Consider the following 18,142-nt stretch of genomic DNA (forward strand, 5'->3'; position numbering starts at 1 on the left):
GACGGCGGCGGAACAGGCCCGGCGGGCGCGACGCGCTTGCAAGCCGGCGGCCCTGCCGACAAAGATGCGATAAATCGTGCCGCGATCGATGTTCGGATAGAACAGTATACTTCATGGCGATAGCACATCTTTTGGAGCCGCTGCAATCTGCAGGCCGGTGAGCATGCATTGCGAATACTGCCGTGAAGGAGTACAGCATGCGGGCCGGCGGGATGGTTGCCGCTGAAACCGGCCGGCTTTGTCCGTTTGAACGCAAGGATTTCCGCATGACAGCCCGTATTCCGGCGCCAGCAGCATCGTCTCCCGCTTCGGTGCGCGCGCGATACGACGCTCTGGCCGCATCGGGCGCGATCGAGCGGGATGCCGCCCAGGAGCGGCTGATCGAGCGGCTGGACGGGCTGATAGTGGCCCTCGTCGCCGCGCCCGCGCCCGCGAAGACCGGCCGCCTCGCCCGCCTGTTCGGCGGCGGGCGCGAGAACAGACAGCCGGTGCGCGGCCTCTACGTCTGGGGATCGGTCGGGCGCGGCAAGACCATGCTGATGGATCTGTTCATGGAGGCGGCGCCCGTCTCCCGCAAGCGCCGCGCCCATTTTCACGACTTCCTCGCCGATGTGCACGAGCGCATCTTCCGCTTCCGCCAGCGGATCAGGGAGGGCAGGGAGAAGGATACCGATCCGATCCCCCATGTCGCGGCGGAGCTGGCCGCGGAGGCGACGCTGCTGTGCTTCGACGAGTTCACCGTCACCGACATCGCGGATGCGATGATTCTCGGCCGCCTGTTCGCCGGCCTGTTCGAGAACGGCGTCACCATCGTCGCCACCTCGAACGTGGTGCCGGACAGGCTCTACGAGGGCGGTCTCAACCGGGCGCTGTTCCTGCCGTTCATCGCGCTGTTGCAGGAGCGCATGGACGTGATGGAGCTTTCCTCGCGCACGGACTACCGGCTGGAGAAGCTCGCCGGCGCGGATGTCTACCATACGCCCAACGACGCGCGCGCGCGCGCCGCGCTCGACGACGCCTTCCGCCGCCTCGCCGGCACGGCGACGGCGGAGCCGCTCGCGTTGTCCGTCAAGGGCCACGCGCTGCCGGTGCCGCTCGCCGCGGGCGGGGTGGCGCGCTTTTCCTTCACCGATCTGTGCGCCAGGGCGCTCGGAGCGTCGGACTACCTTTATCTGGCCCGGCACTTCCATTCCATCGTGCTGGACGACATTCCGGTGATGAACATGGAGCGGCGCAACGAGGCCAAGCGCTTCATCACGCTGATCGACGCGCTCTACGACCGCCATGTCAAACTCGTCGCGTCGGCGGAGGCGCCGGCCGACAGGCTTTATCTCGCGGAGACGGGGCGCGAGGCGTTCGAGTTCGACCGCACGGTGTCGCGCCTCATCGAGATGCGCTCGGAGGAATATCTGGCCCTGCCGCACGGGCGCGGCGATTCGCTGGCCACGGGCGACAGCACGGGCCTGGCCGAGACATGAGTCCACTGCGCCGGATACAGGAGCCGGTGCCCGAGCGGGTGGACGTGCGCCTTGTCGCCATCGCCGCCGAGCATATCCGGCAGGTGGGCGCGCGCCGCGTGACGGTGGTGGGCATCGCGGAGGAGGCGGGCATGACGCATGCCAACGTCTACCGCTATTTCCCCTCCAAAGAGGCGCTGATGGATGCCGTGGTGGCCGATGCGCTGAAGCCGGTCGAGCTGATGATGGCCGATATCGCCGGCGCGCCGGACCCCGCCGATGACAAACTCGAACGTTTGACACTGGCGCTCGCGCACGCCTACCGCGACCTGGCGGAGAACGACCGGGCGATCTTCGAGCTTTACGCCGATATCGCCGGCGCGAACCGCTCCGTCGCCCGCCGCCATCGCGGCCGGGTGTTCATGTTCGTCGAGCGCGTGGTGGACGAAGGGGCGGCGATCGGAGTCTTCCGCCTGCGGGACCGCGACACGGCGATGTCGTTCCTGACGGACATGCTGTTTCGCTTCTCTCATCCCTCCGCCATTCTTCTCGACGCGGGGCGGCCGAAGGAGACGATGGAAAGGCGTTTTTCGGTGCTGATCGGCGTGGCGCTGCGCGCGCTGGTCGGCGGCTTCGTGTGAGCGCGGGCTTCATGTTGCGCGAGGGTTACAGAACCTGATATTTGAAACACGATGGTTTTCTGCGAAACGGAATGTGACGCGATCGTCATGATCTGCCTCAACGCCTTGAGGACCAAAGAAGATTATCTCCGCTCTCGCGGCCGGAGCGCGCCTTCGGGCTTGTGCCGGCCGTTCCACCACCCCGGCAGGCCGCTTGAAGGCTTGCACGCTTTGAGTCAAGTAGACGGCGCTAACGGGGTTTTTCATCCCTCCAGTTCAAGGATTGGTTTTCATGGCCCGCAAGAAGATCGCTCTGATCGGCTCCGGACAGATCGGCGGCACGCTCGCCCATCTTGCCGGTTTGAAGGAACTTGGTGACGTCGTCCTGTTCGACATCGCCGAAGGCATCCCGCAGGGCAAGGCCCTCGACATCGCCGAGTCGGCGCCGGTCGACGGTTTCGACGCGGCCCTCACGGGCGCCAATTCCTACACCGACATCGCGGGTGCGGACGTCATCATCGTCACCGCCGGCGTGCCGCGCAAGCCCGGCATGAGCCGCGACGACCTGCTCGGCATCAACCTCAAGGTGATGGAGTCGGTCGGCCAGGGCATCCGCGACAACGCCCCCGACGCCTTCGTCATCTGCATCACCAACCCGCTGGACGCCGCCGTCTGGGCCTTGCAGAAGGCCTCCGGCCTTCCGGCCAACAAGATCGTCGGCATGGCCGGCGTGCTCGACTCCGCGCGTTTCCGCCACTTCCTCGCCGACGAGTTCAAGGTTTCGGTGAAGGACGTGACCGCTTTCGTGCTCGGCGGCCATGGCGACGACATGGTGCCGCTGACGCGTTATTCGACGGTTGCCGGCATTCCGCTGCCCGATCTCGTCAAGCTCGGCTGGACGACGCAGGAGAAGCTTGACGCCATCGTCGAGCGCACCCGCAAGGGCGGCGGCGAGATCGTCAACCTGCTCAAGACGGGCTCCGCCTTCTACGCGCCCGCCGCCTCCGCCATCGCCATGGCCGAAAGCTACCTGAAGGACCAGAAGCGCGTGCTGCCCGCCGCCGCCTACCTGTCCGGCCAGTACGGCGAGGACGGCCTCTTCGTGGGCGTGCCGGTCGTGATCGGCGAGAACGGCGTCGAGCGCATCATCGAGATCGCGCTCGCCGACGACGAGAAGGCCGCGTTCGACAAGTCGGTCGCTTCCGTCAAGGGGCTCATCGAGGCGTCGAAGACCATCAACCCGGCGCTCGCCGGCTGACCACCCATCGGGCGGCGGCTCGGGGAGGGCCGCCGTTTCGCCATCCCGGCCTCTACGGATCGCGCGGTCGGCGTCACCCGCCGACATCCGCCGGTCAGTAAGACGTCTGAGTCATCAGCAATCCGAGCCACCTGGATACGAGCCACCTGGGACGACGATATGAACATTCATGAATATCAGGCCAAGGCCGTCTTGAAGGAATTTGGCGTGCCTGTCTCGCGCGGAAAAGCGATCTTTTCCGCCGACGAGGCTGTTGCTGCCGCGAACGAACTCGGCGGGCCGCTGTGGGTCGTCAAGTCCCAGATTCACGCGGGCGGCCGCGGCAAGGGCAAGTTCAAGGAGGCCGAAGCCGGCGAGAAGGGCGGCGTGCGTCTCGCGCGCTCCGTCGAGGAGGTGGAGGAGTTCGCCCGCCAGATTCTCGGCCGCACGCTGGTGACGGAGCAGACCGGCCCGGCCGGCAAGCAGGTGAACCGCCTCTACATCGAGGACGGCTCCGACATCGCCAAGGAATTCTACCTCTCCGCGCTGGTCGACCGCGCGACGAGCCGCATCGCGTTCGTCGTTTCGACCGAAGGCGGCGTCAATATCGAGGAAGTGGCGCACAACACGCCGGAGAAGATCGTCACCTTCTCGATCGATCCCGCCACCGGCGTGCAGCCGTTCCATGGCCGCAAGGTCGCGAAGGCGCTCGGTCTGTCGGGCGATCTGGCGAAGCAGGCGGGCAAGCTCGTGGAAAGCCTCTACGACGCTTTCATCGCCAAGGACATCAGCCTGCTGGAGATCAACCCGCTGATCGTCACGAAGGACGAGCGGCTCGTCGCGCTCGACGCGAAGGTGTCGTTCGATTCGAACGCGCTTTACCGGCGCCCCGAGATCCTCGAGCTGCGCGACACGACGGAAGAGGACGCGAAGGAGATCGAGGCGTCGAAGTACGACCTCGCCTACATCGCGCTCGACGGCAACATCGGTTGCATGGTCAACGGCGCCGGTCTTGCGATGGCGACCCTCGACATCATCAAGCTCTACGGTGAAGAGCCGGCGAACTTCCTTGATGTGGGCGGCGGCGCGTCGAAGGAAAAGGTGACGGCGGCGTTCAAGATCATCACCTCGGACCCGAACGTGAAGGGCATCCTGGTCAACATCTTCGGCGGCATCATGAAGTGCGACGTCATCGCGGAGGGCGTCATCGCCGCCGTGAAGGAAGTCGGTCTGACCGTGCCGCTGGTCGTGCGTCTTGAAGGCACCAACGTCGAACTCGGCAAGAAGATCATCAGCGAATCCGGCCTCAACGTCGTCCCCGCCGACGATCTTGACGACGCGGCCCAGAAAATCGTCAATGCCGTCAAGGGAGCAGCCTGATGTCCGTTCTGATCGACAAGTCGACGAAAATCATCACCCAGGGTTTCACGGGCAAGAACGGCACGTTCCACTCCGAGCAGGCGCTGGCCTACGGCGCGCAGGTCGTCGGCGGCACCTCGCCGGGCAAGGGCGGCTCGAAGCACCTCGGTCTGCCCGTGTTCGACACGGTGGCCGAGGCGCGCGAGGCGACGGGCGCGGACGCTTCCGTGATCTACGTGCCGCCGGCGGGTGCGGCTGACGCCATTCTCGAGGCGATCGACGCCGAGGTTCCGCTGATCGTGGCCATCACCGAAGGCATTCCGGTGCTCGACATGGTGAAGGTGAAGCGCGCGCTGGACGGTTCGAAGTCGCGCCTCATCGGCCCCAACTGCCCCGGCGTGGTGACGGCGGGCGAATCGAAGATCGGCATCATGCCGGCGAACATCTTCTCGGTGGGCTCGGTCGGCATCGTGTCGCGTTCCGGCACGCTGACCTACGAGGCGGTTTTCCAGACCTCGCAGGAGGGCCTCGGCCAGACGACGGCTGTCGGCATCGGCGGCGATCCGGTCAAGGGCACCGAGTTCATCGACGTGCTGGAGCTGTTCCTCGCCGACGACAAGACCGAGTCGATCATCATGATCGGCGAGATCGGCGGTTCGGCGGAAGAGGATGCGGCCCAGTTCCTCAAGGACGAGGCGAAGCGCGGCCGCAAGAAGCCGATGGTCGGCTTCATCGCCGGCCGCACGGCCCCTCCGGGGCGGCGCATGGGCCATGCGGGCGCCATCATTTCCGGCGGCAAGGGCGGCGCGGAAGACAAGATCGCGGCGCTGGAGGAGGCGGGCATTCGCGTGTCGCCTTCGCCCGCGCGTCTCGGCAAGACTCTGGTCGAGGTGCTGAAGGGCTGATGCGGAAGCGGCAGGCCGCTCCCGGTGAGGGCGGCCGCCGCCATTCCGCCACCTTTGCGCTGCAACTGGATGGCAACGGATAACCACCCCGTCACCTCTTCCGGGGGGGTGATGGGTATCGGGCCGGATGGCCCGCTTGCCCCGGACGGTTTCCGGGTTCCGGCAGGATGATAAGGGTCATGGCACGGCAGGATGTGAACGACGCATTTGCTCAAACCTCGTTCCTTTACGGCGGCAACGGGGCCTATCTCGATGAGCTCTACGCCCGTTACGAGCAGGATCCGCAGTCGGTCGATGCCGAGTGGCAGGCGTTCTTCGCCGCTCTCGGCGAGGACAAGGCCCTTGTCCGGAAGAACGCGCAGGGCGCCTCCTGGCAGCGGCCTCACTGGCCGGTGCCCGCCAACGGCGATCTCGTCTCCGTGCTCGACAGCGACTGGTCGCGTGTCGAGAAGGCGGCCGCCGGGAAGATCGGAGAGAAGGCCAGGAAGGGCGGCGTCGAGCTGTCGCCCGAGGCGGTGCAGCAGGCCGCGCGCGACAGCGTGCGCGCCATCATGATGATTCGCGCCTACCGCATGCGCGGCCACCTGCATGCCGATCTCGATCCGCTGCATCTTTCCCCGCCGCGCGACCACGAGGAACTCAATCCCTCGAACTACGGTTTCGGGCCCGGCGATCTCGACCGCAAGATCTTCATCGACCGCGTGCTCGGCCTTGAATTCGCCACCGTCAACGAGATGCTGGCGATCCTCAGGCGCACCTACTGCCAGACGCTCGGCGTCGAGTTCATGCACATTTCCGATCCTGCGGAAAAGGCGTGGATCCAGGAGCGTATCGAGGGGCCGCAGAAGGAGATCGCCTTCACGCCCGAGGGCAAGCGCGCCATCCTCAACAAGCTGATCGAATCCGAAGGCTTCGAGAAGTTTCTCGATCTGAAGTACACGGGCACGAAGCGCTTCGGTCTTGACGGCGGCGAATCGCTCATTCCGGCGCTGGAGCAGATTATCAAGCGCGGCGGCAACCTCGGCGTGCAGGAGATCGTGCTCGGCATGGCCCACCGCGGCCGCCTCAACGTGCTGACGCAGGTGATGGCCAAGCCTCACCGGGCGCTGTTCCACGAGTTCAAGGGCGGTTCCTTCGCCCCCGACGACGTTGAAGGCTCCGGCGACGTCAAGTATCACCTCGGCGCCTCTTCCGACCGCGAGTTCGACGGCAACCGGGTGCACCTGTCCCTCGTCGCCAACCCGTCGCACCTCGAGATCGTCGATCCGGTGGTGCTCGGCAAGGCGCGCGCGAAGCAGGACCAGCTCGGCGACCGCGAGACGCGCGGCACCGTCATTCCGCTGCTGCTGCACGGCGACGCCGCCTTCGCGGGGCAGGGCGTGGTGGCCGAGTGCCTCGGCCTGTCGGGCCTGAAGGGCCATCGCACCGGCGGTTCGGTGCATTTCATCATCAACAACCAGATCGGCTTCACCACCGACCCGCGCAACTCGCGCTCCTCGCCCTATCCGTCGGATGTGGCGAAGATGGTCGAGGCGCCGGTGTTCCACGTCAACGGCGACGATCCCGAGGCCGTGGTGTTCGCGGCCAAGATCGCGACGGAGTTCCGGCAGCAGTTCCGCAAGCCCGTGGTCGTGGACATGTTCTGCTACCGTCGCTTCGGCCACAACGAGGGCGACGAGCCCGCGTTCACGCAGCCGCTGATGTATCAGGCGATCCGCAACCATCCGACCGTGCTCGAAATCTACGCGAAGAAGCTCGTCGCGGAAGGCGTGGTGACGCAGGCCGAGGTGGAGGAACGCAAGGCGGCATGGCGCACGCATCTTGAGGCGGAGCTGGAGGCCGGCCAGACCTACAAGCCCAACAAGGCCGACTGGCTCGACGGCAAGTGGTCCGGTCTCAAGGCGGTGCGTGAGGACGCCGACGATCCCCGCCGCGGCGCGACGGGGCTGCCCGAGGCGGAGCTGAGGCTGCTCGGCGAGAAGCTCACCACGGTGCCGGCCGATTTCAACGTCCACCGCACGATCCAGCGCTTCCTCGACAACCGCCGCAAGGCGATCGAGGTCGGCGAGGGCATCGACTGGGCCACGGGCGAGGCGCTGGCCTTCGCCTCGCTGCTGAAGGAAGGCAAGCCCGTGCGCCTGTCCGGCCAGGACGTCGAGCGCGGCACCTTCTCGCAGCGCCATTCGGTGCTGGTCGACCAGAAGGACGAGCGCCGCTATATCCCGCTCAACAACGTCTCGGACGATCAGGCGAAGTACGAGGTCATCAACTCGATGCTGTCGGAAGAGGCGGTGCTCGGTTTCGAGTACGGCTATTCGCTGACGGAGCCGAACACGCTCACGCTGTGGGAGGCGCAGTTCGGCGACTTCGCCAACGGCGCGCAGGTGGTGTTCGACCAGTTCATCTCGTCGGCGGAACGCAAGTGGTTGCGCATGTCCGGGCTCGTGGTGCTGCTGCCGCACGGCTACGAGGGGCAGGGGCCGGAGCATTCGTCCGCGCGTCTGGAGCGCTACCTCCAGATGTGCGCCGAGGACAACATGCAGGTGGCCAACGTCACCACGCCGGCCAACTACTTCCATATCCTGCGCCGCCAGTTGAAGCGCGATTTCCGCAAGCCGCTGATCCTGATGACGCCGAAGTCCCTGCTGCGCCACAAGCGCGCCGTGTCGACGCTCGACGAGTTCATGGAGGGCCGTTCCTTCCACCGCCTCATCCGCGACGACGCGGAGCGGCTGGCGAAGGAGAAGATCAAGCTGGTCAAGGACGACAAGATCCGTCGCGTCGTGCTCTCCACCGGCAAGGTCTACTACGATCTCTACGAGGAGCGCGAGAAGCGCGGCATCGACGACGTCTATCTGCTGCGCGTCGAGCAGCTTTATCCGTTCCCGGTGAAGTCGCTGATCAACGAGCTGTCGCGCTTCCGCAACGCCGATCTCGTCTGGTGCCAGGAAGAGCCCAAGAACATGGGTTCGTGGACCTTCGTGGAGCCTTATCTGGAGTGGGCGCTGGGGCATTCGGGCATCAAGGCGAAGCGTCCGCGCTACGTGGGGCGCGCCGCCTCCGCCGCCACGGCGACCGGCCTGATGTCGAAGCATCTCGCGCAGTTGCAGGCGTTCCTCGACGACGCTTTTTCCGTCTGATTGACGATCCGGCCGGCGACACCGCCGGCCGGGCCTTCATCCTGTCAAGTAACCGGCCGCAGGCCACAATGGATACATGATCATGGCGACCGAAATCCGCGTGCCCACGCTGGGCGAATCCGTCACCGAGGCCACCGTCGGCCAATGGTTCAAGAAGGTGGGGGAGGCGGTCAAGGCCGACGAACCCCTGGTGGAACTCGAAACCGACAAGGTGACGCTGGAAGTCAATGCGCCCGCGGACGGCGTGCTGGCGGAAATCGCCGTCAAGGAAGGCGAGACCGTGGGCGTCGGCGCCCTGCTCGGCACGTTCAATGAAGGCGCTGCCGCCGCGCCTGCCGCCCAACCCGCACCCGCCCCCGCGGCTGCGCCTGCCGCACCGGCTCCCGCACCCGCCGCCGGGCTCGAGAACGGTCCGGCCGTGCAGCGCATCGCCACGGAAACGGGTGTGAGCCCGGCCGGCATTCCCGGCACCGGCAAGGACGGCCGCGTGACGAAGGGCGATATTCTCGCCGCCGTCGCCGCCCCGCCGGCTGCGGCCCCCGCGCCTGTCGCCGCGCCGCGCGCTCCCTCGGCGCCTTCCGACGAGGCGCGCGAGGAGCGCGTGCGTCTGACCAAGCTGCGCCAGACGATCGCGCGCCGCCTGAAGGAAGCGCAGTCGAACGCCGCGATGCTGACCACGTTCAACGACGTGGACATGACCAACCTTCTGGAGCTTCGCACCCAGTACAAGGATGCGTTCGAGAAGAAGCACGGCGTGAAGCTCGGCTTCATGGGCTTCTTCGTCAAGGCGGCGGTGCAGGCGCTCAAGGAACTGCCGGCCGTCAACGCCGAACTTGACGGCACCGACCTGATCTACAAGAATTATTATCATATCGGCGTGGCTGTCGGCACCGACAAGGGGCTCGTGGTGCCGGTGGTGCGCGACGCAGACCAGTTGTCGGTGGCGGGCATCGAGAAAAAGATCGGCGATTTCGGCCGCCGCGCCCGCGACGGGCAGCTCAAGATCGAGGAAATGCAGGGCGGCACCTTCACGATCTCCAACGGCGGCGTCTATGGTTCGCTGCTGTCGACCCCGATCCTGAACGCGCCCCAGTCCGCCATCCTCGGCATGCACCGCATCGAGCAGCGGCCGGTCGTGTACAAGGGGCAGATCGTGGCGCGGCCGATGATGTATCTCGCGGTGTCCTACGATCACCGCGTCATCGACGGCAAGGAGGCGGTCACCTTCCTCGTCCGCATCAAGGAGAACCTCGAGGATCCGGCGCGTCTCGTGCTCGACCTCTGATTGCGAGGCGCCTTTCGGCCGTTGCCGGAGGGCGCTTTTCCCCGTTATGATTTGTGACGGCCGGACGCACCCGGCGGACCGGTCCAAGGCGCGCAGGAAAGCGGCAGGCAGGAAATCCCATGTCCTATGATCTCGTGGTAATCGGCACCGGCCCCGGCGGTTACGTGGCGGCCATTCGCGCGGCGCAACTCGGGCTGAAGACGGCCGTGGTCGAAAAGCGCAAGACGCACGGCGGCACCTGCCTGAACGTCGGCTGCATTCCTTCCAAGGCGCTGCTGTTCGCTTCCGAAAAGTTCGAGGAAGCCGGCCATGCCTTCGATGGTCTGGGCATCAAGGTGAGCCAGCCCGAGATCGACATCGAGAAGCTGCAGGCCTTCAAGCAGGACGGCATCGACGGCAACGTCAAGGGCATCGATTTCCTGTTCAAGAAGAACAAGATCGACGCGTTTCACGGCGCCGGCCGCATTGCGGCGGCGGGCAAGGTGGAGGTTACGGCGGAAGACGGTTCCGTGCAGGTCGTCGAGGCCAGGAACATCCTGATCGCGACGGGTTCGGACGTGGCGCGGTTGCCGGGCGTCGAGATCGACGAGAAGGTCGTCGTGTCATCGACCGGCGCGCTGTCGCTCGACAAGGTGCCGGGCCAGCTCGTCGTCGTGGGCGCGGGCGTCATCGGGCTCGAGCTCGGTTCCGTCTGGCGTCGGCTGGGTGCGGAAGTGACGGTCGTGGAGTTCCTCGACCGCATCATTCCCGGCAACGACGGCGAGGTCGCGAAGCAGTTCCAGCGCATCCTGACCAAGCAGGGCTTTGCCTTCAGGCTGGGCACCAAGGTGACGGGCGTCGAGAACACCGGCGCGGGCGCGAAGGTGACGGTGGAGCCGGTCGCGGGCGGCGCGGCGGAGGTGATCGAGGCCGACATCGTGCTGGTGGCGACGGGCCGCGTGCCCTACACGGCCGGCCTGGGGCTCGACGCCGTGGGCGTCGCGCTCGACCCGCGCGGCCGCGTGGTGGTCGACGACCACTACCGCACCAACGTGCCGGGCATTCTGGCCATCGGCGACGTCATCGCCGGGCCGATGCTCGCGCACAAGGCCGAGGAGGAGGGCGTCGCCGCCGTCGAACTGCTCGCCGGCAAGGCGGGGCACGTCAATTACGACGTCATTCCGGCGGTGATCTACACCACGCCGGAGGTCGCCTCCGTCGGCCGGACGGAAGAGGAGCTGAAGGACGCCGGCATCGCCTACAATGTCGGCAAATTCCCCTTCACCGCCAATTCCCGCGCCAAGGTCAACCGCCAGTCGGAAGGCTTCGTGAAGGTGCTGGCGGACGCCGCGACCGACCGTGTGCTCGGCGTCCACATCATCGGGCCCGAGGCGGGCGAACTGATCCACGAGGCGACAGTGCTGATGGAGTTCGGCGGCTCCAGCGAGGATCTCGCCCGCACCACCCACGCCCACCCGACCCGCTCCGAGGCGGTGAAGGAAGCGGCGCTGGCCGTGGACAAGCGCGCCATTCATATCTGATCCGCCGGGACTTTCCGAACGATATCGAGGTGCCGGGCCGATATGAGGCCCGGCGCTTTTTTGTCAGTTACGGTGCAGCGCGGCGATGGCGTCGGCGAGCGCCAGCACCTGCCGCGCCATCGTCACATGCAGGTCTTCGATCATGCGGCCGCGGAACGTCACCGCGCCCTTGCCGGCGTTTTCAGGCGCGGCAAAGGCGGCGATCAGCGCGTGCGCCTCTTCGATTTCCGCCGGAGAGGGGCCGAAAGCCGCGTTGGCGGCGTCGATTTGCGCCGGATGGATCAGCGACTTGCCGTCGAAGCCCAGATCGCGGCCTTGTTCGCATTCTTGTGTGAAGCCCGTCGCGTCGTTGAAATCGTTGTAGACGGAATCGATGACGGCAAGGCCGCCGGCGCGCGCGGCGAGCAGCGTCTGTTGCAGCCATGGCAGCAGCGCGGCCCGGCCCGGCCGCACGCGGGCGCCGGTCTCGCGGGCGAGGTCGTTCGCGCCGATGACGAAAAGGGTGAGGCGGCTCGCCGGCTCCCGCGCCGTGCGGGCGATGGCGTCGGCGTCGAGCACGCCGCGCGCCGTCTCGATCATCGCCCAGACATGCACATGCGCCGGGGCGCCGAGCGCATCGAGGCGCCGGCCGATGTCGCGGACGGTCTCCGCCGAAGACACCTTGGGGATCAGCACGGCGTCGGGCGCGGCCCGCGCCGCCAGCGCCAGATCGTCCGCATGCCACGGCGTATCGGGGCCGTTGATGCGCAACGCCACTTCGCGGCCGCCGAAGCCCTTCGCCAGCGCGGCGCGCGCATCCTCGCGCGCGGTCGTCTTGACGGCAGGGGCGACTGCGTCTTCGAGATCGACGATAACCGCATCGCAGGCGAGACCGCGCGCTTTTTCAAGCGCGCGGCCGTTCGAGGCGGGAGCGAACAGCAGGCTCCGGCGCGGCCGCGCGACAGGTGTCACTGAGCCGTCCAGCCGCCGTCGACGGGGATGATCGCGCCCGTGATGGAGCGGGCGGCGTCGGAAGCGAGGAACACGGCCAGCGCCGCCACTTCGTCCACCGTCACGAATTCCTTCGTGGGCTGGGCGGCGAGCAGGACGTCGCGCTTCACCTGCTCTTCGGTGAGGCCGCGCGCCTTGGCGGTGTCGGGAATCTGCTTCTCGACCAGCGGCGTCCAGACATAGCCGGGGCAAATCGCGTTCGCGGTGATGCCGAAGGTTGCCGTTTCCAGCGCCACCGTCTTGGTGAAGCCGGCGATGCCGTGCTTGGCCGAGACATAGGCGGACTTGAAGGGCGAGGCGATCAGCGCATGGGCGGAGGCCGTGTTGATGACGCGGCCGAACTTGCGCTCCTTCATGCCGGGAATGGCGGCGCGCGTGGTGTGGAAGGCGGCGGAGAGGTTGAGGGCGATGATCAGATCCCACTTCTCGACCGGAAATTCCTCCACCGGCGAGACGAACTGGATGCCGGCGTTGTTGACGAGGATATCGACCGATCCGAAGGTCTTTTCAGCCTCGACCACGAGATTGAAAGCCTCATCGGCCTTGGAGAGATCCGCGCCGGAATAGAAGGCCTTGACGCCGAATTCGTCCTCGATGCCAAGACGCTCCTTTTCGATGGCCGCCGCATCGCCGAAGCCGTTGATGACGACGTTGGCGCCCTCGCGCGCATAGGCGCGGGCGATGGCGAGGCCGATTCCGCTCGTGGAGCCGGTAACGACAGCAGTACGCGATTTCAGAGACATGGGCATAAGCCTCCCTGGCTTCCCGTGGAGAGATCAACATGCGCAAAGGCATCGAACAGCGGCAAACCGCAACGAACATGCATATCATAGGCGCACTTGTCATGTCATAATATGACGCACGGCGGCATGCGGCGGTCTTTCGGGGCGCGGGATGCGGCGCTGGAAAAAAATGGTATAGTGCGCTGCGGCGGCAGCCGGATGTGGAAAATCGGGAAGCGAGGAGAACGGCGTGAACGCTCGTCCTGTCAACGGCGGCTCGGCGGACCATTTTCATGGGCACCCGCATGAGGAAAGGCCCCACGAGGGGCAGCCGCACATCCACGCGGGGGGAGGGGGCTGCGATCACGCCACGCACCGGGCGGCGCTCGCGCCGCAGGCGCTGCAACGCGCGGCCGATCTGTGCCGGACGCGCGGCGTGCGCATGACACCCATTCGCCACGACGTATTGTCCGCGCTCTACACCACGCATCGGCCGCTCGGCGCCTACGACATCGCGGAGATCATGGGGCGGGAAGCGCAAAAACGCGTCGCCCCGATCACCATTTACCGCGCGCTGGAGTTTCTGCTCGAACAGGGCTTCATCCACAAGCTGGAAACGCGCAACGCCTTCATCGCCTGCCCGCACGCGCATGCGCCGGGCGAACTCGTCGTGTTCCTGATCTGCGAGCAGTGCGGCGGAGTGGATGAGGCGATCTCGCCGGCGTTCAGCGGCGCGCTGGCGAAGGTGCTGGGCGAGGCGGGTTTCAAGCCGCGTGCCGGGGTAGTGGAAATCGCGGGCACCTGCGCGCATTGCGTGGCGCCTTCGCCGTCGGCCGGCGGGCAGGATTCGGTTGCCCAACCCGCCTGATGAACGATATAAGCATGGTGCCGAGGTTGCCGATTTCCTGGATACCATCCTGATGAATCTTGTTTCCGCGTCCCTGTCCGCCGAGGCTCGCCCGGCCGCCCGCCATCGCACCGTCGCCGTCGATGTCGGGGGCGTCGTGGTCGGAGGCGGCGCGCCGGTCGTCGTCCAGTCGATGACCAATACCGACACGGCCGATGTCGCCGCCACCGTGCAGCAGGTCGCGGCGTTGGCGCGCACCGGTTCGGAACTGGTGCGCATCACCGTGGATCGTGACGAGGCCGCGCGCGCGGTGCCCTATATCCGCGATGCGCTGATGGTGCGGGGCGTGGAAGTGCCGCTCGTCGGCGATTTCCACTATATCGGCCACAAGTTGCTGACGGATCATCCCGCTTGTGCCGAGGCGCTGGCGAAATACCGCATCAACCCCGGCAATGTCGGCTTTCGCGACAAGCGCGACAAGCAGTTCTCGACCATCGTCGAAATCGCCGCCCGCAACGGCAAGCCGGTGCGTATCGGGGCGAACTGGGGTTCGCTCGACCAGGAATTGCTGACGCGCCTGATGGACGTGAACGCGAAGAGCGAAACGCCGCTCGACACGCGCGCCGTCACGCGCGAGGCGCTGGTGCAGTCGGCGTTGCTGTCGGCGGCGCGGGCGGAAGAAATCGGCCTGCCGCGCGATCGCATCATTTTGTCGGCGAAGGTGTCGGCGGTGCAGGATCTGATCGCGGTCTATCGCGATCTCGCCCGCCGGTCCGATTATGCGTTGCATCTCGGGCTGACCGAGGCGGGCATGGGCTCCAAGGGCATCGTCGCGTCATCGGCGGCGCTCGGCATCCTGTTGCAGGAAGGCGTCGGCGACACCATCCGCTATTCGCTCACGCCCGAGCCCGGCGGCGACCGCTCGCTGGAGGTGCGGGCCGCGCAGGAACTGTTGCAGACGATGGGGTTCCGCACCTTCGTGCCGCTCGTCGCCGCCTGCCCCGGCTGCGGGCGCACCACCTCGACGGTGTTTCAGGAACTGGCGCGCGATATCCAGAGCTGGATCACGACATCCATGCCGGAGTGGAAGACGCGCTATCCCGGCGTCGAGAACCTCAATGTCGCGGTCATGGGCTGCATCGTTAACGGGCCGGGAGAGTCGAAACATGCCGATATCGGCATCTCGCTTCCCGGCACCGGCGAAACGCCTTCCGCCCCCGTGTTCATCGACGGCGAGAAGGCGATGACCCTCAAGGGCGCCGGTATCGCCGACGAGTTCAAGACCCTCGTCAACGACTATATCGAGCGCCGTTTCGGCTGACCGCCCGGCCTACTGACAGAGATGCCGCCGGCCGTCGTAGCCGAGATAGGTGCCGCTGGCGGGATCGAACGAGCGATATTTGTTGGCGCAATAGCTGAGCCATGCGGCATCGGGGCGCGGCGGCGGCGGATTGTTCTGCGAGGCGATCGCCGCGCCGGCTGCAATGCCCAGCAAGCCCGCCGCAACCGCTGCGGCGGCCGCGTCGCCGCGGTCGCTGCGGTAGTAATAGGGCGGCGGAGGCGGGCGACGCCAGTACGGCGGCGGGGGTGGCGGACGCCGCGGATGCCGGTAATGGCCGCGCCAGTGCGGGGGCGGTCCATAATAACGCGGCGGCGGCGGGCCGTAACGTCGTCCGTAATAAGGCGGCGGCGGCGGTCCGTGACGATACTGAACGTCGACGACGGGCAATTCCCCGACGTTGTCCTGGTCCGTGTTGACGAGCGTCACCGCGGCGGCCGGTGGCGTGGCGACCGCGATCGTGGACAGAACGGCGAGCGCGGCGAGCAACGCCGCTGCAAAACGCCTCGCGGGCACGGGCCACCGCAGGATCTGTCGAAGATCAGCCTTGAGCATGACCGGATACTCCCTGCACGCGCGTCGCCGGATCGACGAATACGCGCCTGTTACTCTGCTGCCGCGCGCCCCGGATGTTTGGCCTTGCGCGGGCTTGGCAACATCTGAACAATTCCGTGTGTCTGTATTATGGCTGAATTCTGTCCGCGTGTTTACGATTCTTCGGCGGATTTCCATTGCCGGATGGCGGCCAGCACGGGGGCCTTCGCCTCGCGGAAATAGGTCTCGATCCCTGCGCGCGCGCGCTGGCCGAGCGCTTCGCGTTCAGCCGGGTCGTCATGCAGGCGGCGCAGGTGCGCGGCCGCCTGCGCGATGTCGGGTTCGGCCCAATGGAGATCGGGCGCCACGTAGAGCTCGCTCGGATCGCTGACGGGGATCATCTTCGCCGGCACCAGACAGGCGGTGTCGTCGGACATGAAGTCGAGATTGCCCGACCAGCCGGTCGCGATCACGGGCCGGCCGGCGAGCATCGCCTGCGCCGGAACGAGCCCGAACCCCTCCGCGCGGTGCAGGGAGACGATGGCGTCCGAGGAGGCGAGAAGCGTCCACATGTCGTCGTCGTCGAGCGTATCGAGGAGGAGGCGAATGCGCGGATCGTCGCCGATGTGGGCGCGCACCTTCGCCAGCGCTTCCGCCTCCAGATGCGAGTCGCCGAGTTTCAGGATGAGCAGCGCATTCTCCTGCCGCGGAAAGGCGAGCCGGAACGCGTCGATCGCCGCAAGCGGGTTTTTCCGCGCAAGGCTTGAGCGCAGGCTGGCCACCACCGTTGCGACGAAGGCATCCTCCGGCCAGCCGAAGCGCGCCCGGTCGGCGGCGAGGCCGGCGGGTGCCTGCATGATGTGAGGCACGATGCGAATCGGCAGCGTCACGCCGGCATTCTCGAAGGCGCGGCGCACGAAATGCGTCGGCACCCAGATTTCGTCGACGAGTGACAGAGGAGCCAGCCAGTTCTCGGGAATTTGCTCCAGTTCCCAGACACAGTAACCGATGATGTACTTGTCGCGCAGGATGTCGGCGGGCAAGAATTGCAGCGCGTAGCCGAACTGGCCCGGATTGAAGGTGAAGAGGACCGTGGCCGGGCCTGTCGCATCGGGAAGCGCGGCGTCCCTTTCGCCGGTGGCGAAGGCGTGGCCGATGTCGAAGTCGCGGATCGGCATTCCGGCCTCTTCCACGAGGCCGCGGGTGAGGCGCGCGCTCCAGCCCAATCCGAGCGGGCTGGAAAGGAAGCCGCACATCAATACCGGCGCCTGCGGCGCGGCGAGCCTGCGGCCGGCGCGCTTCGGCAGGGGGATGATACGCGCGACGATGCGCCGACGCAGCGGGCGCGGAACGAGCCGCCAGAGGCGAACCAGGCCGAACTTGAACCACAGTTGCGGAATCAGGCTCAAAGCCTTGTTTGCCATCGGACGACCATTTGAATTGCGAGAATCGGGATATCCGCGCCGGCGGCCCGTCTCCCGCAGGCATCCCGGCGGGATGGGGCGGGCTATCGGAAAAGCGGACCGGCGACCGGAGCGAGAGGTTGCGCGACCTTATCGCATAAAAGCGCCGAGACGATAGCGCAAAATGCATCGGACAGGCATCGGGGCATTCTCCCTCACAGCCTGCCTTTGCGCTTCAAGCGGTGTGCATTCGATGATACCCGGCATGGCGCTTTCCGGGCGCCGGACGTTCTGATGAAATCAGAACCGGCGCTTCAAATTCCGTGTTTTACCGCAACTTGCGTTCAAATCGTTAGACCGGCTTGAGTGCAGATTGCTCTAACTTTTTGATTTTACGCATCTTCGTCGGCGAAAACGGGCATCCGCTTTTCTGCGCGATGCTCCAAATGTCCGGTCTTCAGGTGTTCAGTCTTCCGCCGTACTCAGGCGCGCGCCGCCGCAGGGGGCTTCCGCGGCGAGGGGTTGCTGTGCGCCGCCGTGGCTTGCATCGCCTTTATCCGCACCGGTTGCACGGTGCTTGCCGGCGCCCTTGCGGAGCGTGCGATTCCCGCTGTCTGAAGCCTCGCCGATCGAGGGCGGCAGGGGCGACAGACGCTCGCGCGCAAGTTCCAGCTCCATCGTCTTCTTGCCGAGCAGACGTTGCAGCTCGCGCACCTGCTCGCGCAATTGCCGGTTTTCCGCCGCGAGCACACCCTCGCTCGCCGTGTCGGCTTCCGTCGGGGAT

14 protein-coding genes and 1 pseudogene are annotated in these 18,142 nt (G+C 66.4%); 10 read left to right on the forward strand and 5 right to left on the reverse strand.

The annotated features are described in order from the left end of the window. Positions 1-266 precede the first annotated feature (266 nt). From zapE to lpdA, 8 genes are all read left to right on the forward strand, one after another. The gene (zapE, locus tag ACOYJQ_RS09520; protein WP_433457957.1) at positions 267-1,478 is read left to right on the forward strand and encodes a cell division protein ZapE; all 1,212 of its coding nucleotides are present in this window, start codon (positions 267-269) and stop codon (positions 1,476-1,478) included. Continuing rightward, positions 1,475-2,098, forward strand: a complete 624-nt coding sequence (locus tag ACOYJQ_RS09525) for a TetR/AcrR family transcriptional regulator (RefSeq protein WP_433457959.1) — start codon at positions 1,475-1,477, stop codon at positions 2,096-2,098. The genes zapE and ACOYJQ_RS09525 overlap by 4 nt, the downstream gene beginning before the upstream one ends. A gap of 271 nt (positions 2,099-2,369) precedes the next feature. Continuing rightward, positions 2,370-3,335, forward strand: a complete 966-nt coding sequence (gene mdh / locus ACOYJQ_RS09530; protein WP_433457961.1) for a malate dehydrogenase — start codon at positions 2,370-2,372, stop codon at positions 3,333-3,335. 159 nt (positions 3,336-3,494) lie between these two features. After that, on the forward strand, positions 3,495-4,694 hold the full coding sequence (gene sucC / locus ACOYJQ_RS09535; RefSeq protein WP_433457962.1) for an ADP-forming succinate--CoA ligase subunit beta: 1,200 nt from the start codon (positions 3,495-3,497) through the stop codon (positions 4,692-4,694). Further along, positions 4,694-5,578 carry a succinate--CoA ligase subunit alpha gene (gene sucD, locus ACOYJQ_RS09540; protein ID WP_433457964.1) on the forward strand — a complete coding sequence of 295 codons (885 nt, stop codon included), beginning with the start codon at positions 4,694-4,696 and terminating at the stop codon, positions 5,576-5,578. The genes sucC and sucD overlap by 1 nt, the downstream gene beginning before the upstream one ends. Before the next feature lie 179 nt (positions 5,579-5,757). Then, positions 5,758-8,718, forward strand: coding sequence for a 2-oxoglutarate dehydrogenase E1 component (locus ACOYJQ_RS09545; protein ID WP_433457966.1), 2,961 nt, complete (start codon positions 5,758-5,760; stop codon positions 8,716-8,718). 82 nt (positions 8,719-8,800) lie between these two features. After that, on the forward strand, positions 8,801-10,003 hold the full coding sequence (gene odhB / locus ACOYJQ_RS09550; RefSeq protein WP_433457967.1) for a 2-oxoglutarate dehydrogenase complex dihydrolipoyllysine-residue succinyltransferase: 1,203 nt from the start codon (positions 8,801-8,803) through the stop codon (positions 10,001-10,003). Positions 10,004-10,122: 119 nt separating this feature from the next. Continuing rightward, on the forward strand, positions 10,123-11,523 hold the full coding sequence (lpdA, locus tag ACOYJQ_RS09555) for a dihydrolipoyl dehydrogenase (RefSeq protein ID WP_433457968.1): 1,401 nt from the start codon (positions 10,123-10,125) through the stop codon (positions 11,521-11,523). Between the two features lie 63 nt (positions 11,524-11,586). On the opposite strand, the gene ACOYJQ_RS09560 is transcribed toward lpdA, so the two are convergent. Beyond that, on the reverse strand, positions 11,587-12,474 hold the full coding sequence (locus ACOYJQ_RS09560) for an HpcH/HpaI aldolase/citrate lyase family protein (RefSeq protein ID WP_433457970.1): 888 nt from the start codon (positions 12,472-12,474) through the stop codon (positions 11,587-11,589). Then, the gene (locus ACOYJQ_RS09565) at positions 12,471-13,256 is read right to left on the reverse strand and encodes a 3-hydroxybutyrate dehydrogenase (RefSeq protein ID WP_433457971.1); all 786 of its coding nucleotides are present in this window, start codon (positions 13,254-13,256) and stop codon (positions 12,471-12,473) included. Before ACOYJQ_RS09565 ends, ACOYJQ_RS09560 begins: the two co-directional genes overlap by 4 nt. A gap of 229 nt (positions 13,257-13,485) precedes the next feature. Here ACOYJQ_RS09565 and ACOYJQ_RS09570 point away from each other — a divergent pair, with 229 nt between their 5' ends. After that, positions 13,486-14,103: a Fur family transcriptional regulator gene (locus ACOYJQ_RS09570; RefSeq protein ID WP_433457973.1), complete on the forward strand. Its 618-nt coding sequence runs from the start codon at positions 13,486-13,488 to the stop codon at positions 14,101-14,103. Positions 14,104-14,155: 52 nt separating this feature from the next. Then, positions 14,156-15,403 (forward strand): flavodoxin-dependent (E)-4-hydroxy-3-methylbut-2-enyl-diphosphate synthase, encoded by a 1,248-nt coding sequence (gene ispG / locus ACOYJQ_RS09575; RefSeq protein WP_433457975.1) that lies wholly within the window; start codon positions 14,156-14,158, stop codon positions 15,401-15,403. Positions 15,404-15,412: 9 nt separating this feature from the next. Here ispG and ACOYJQ_RS09580 read toward each other — a convergent pair whose 3' ends face one another. The 3 genes and pseudogenes from ACOYJQ_RS09580 to ACOYJQ_RS09590 form a co-directional block, all read right to left on the reverse strand. Next, positions 15,413-15,976 (reverse strand): BA14K family protein, encoded by a 564-nt coding sequence (locus ACOYJQ_RS09580; RefSeq protein ID WP_433457976.1) that lies wholly within the window; start codon positions 15,974-15,976, stop codon positions 15,413-15,415. Between the two features lie 152 nt (positions 15,977-16,128). Continuing rightward, complete coding sequence (locus tag ACOYJQ_RS09585; protein ID WP_433457977.1) at positions 16,129-17,379, reverse strand: glycosyltransferase family 4 protein; 1,251 nt, start codon at positions 17,377-17,379, stop codon at positions 16,129-16,131. 627 nt (positions 17,380-18,006) lie between these two features. Then, positions 18,007-18,129, reverse strand: a pseudogene (locus ACOYJQ_RS09590) (IS3 family transposase); the annotation flags it as partial. Positions 18,130-18,142 lie beyond the last annotated feature (13 nt).

The sequence above is a fragment of the Pseudochelatococcus sp. genome, assembly GCF_050946405.1.
In the GTDB taxonomy this organism is placed as follows: Bacteria; Pseudomonadota; Alphaproteobacteria; order Rhizobiales; family Beijerinckiaceae; genus Pseudochelatococcus.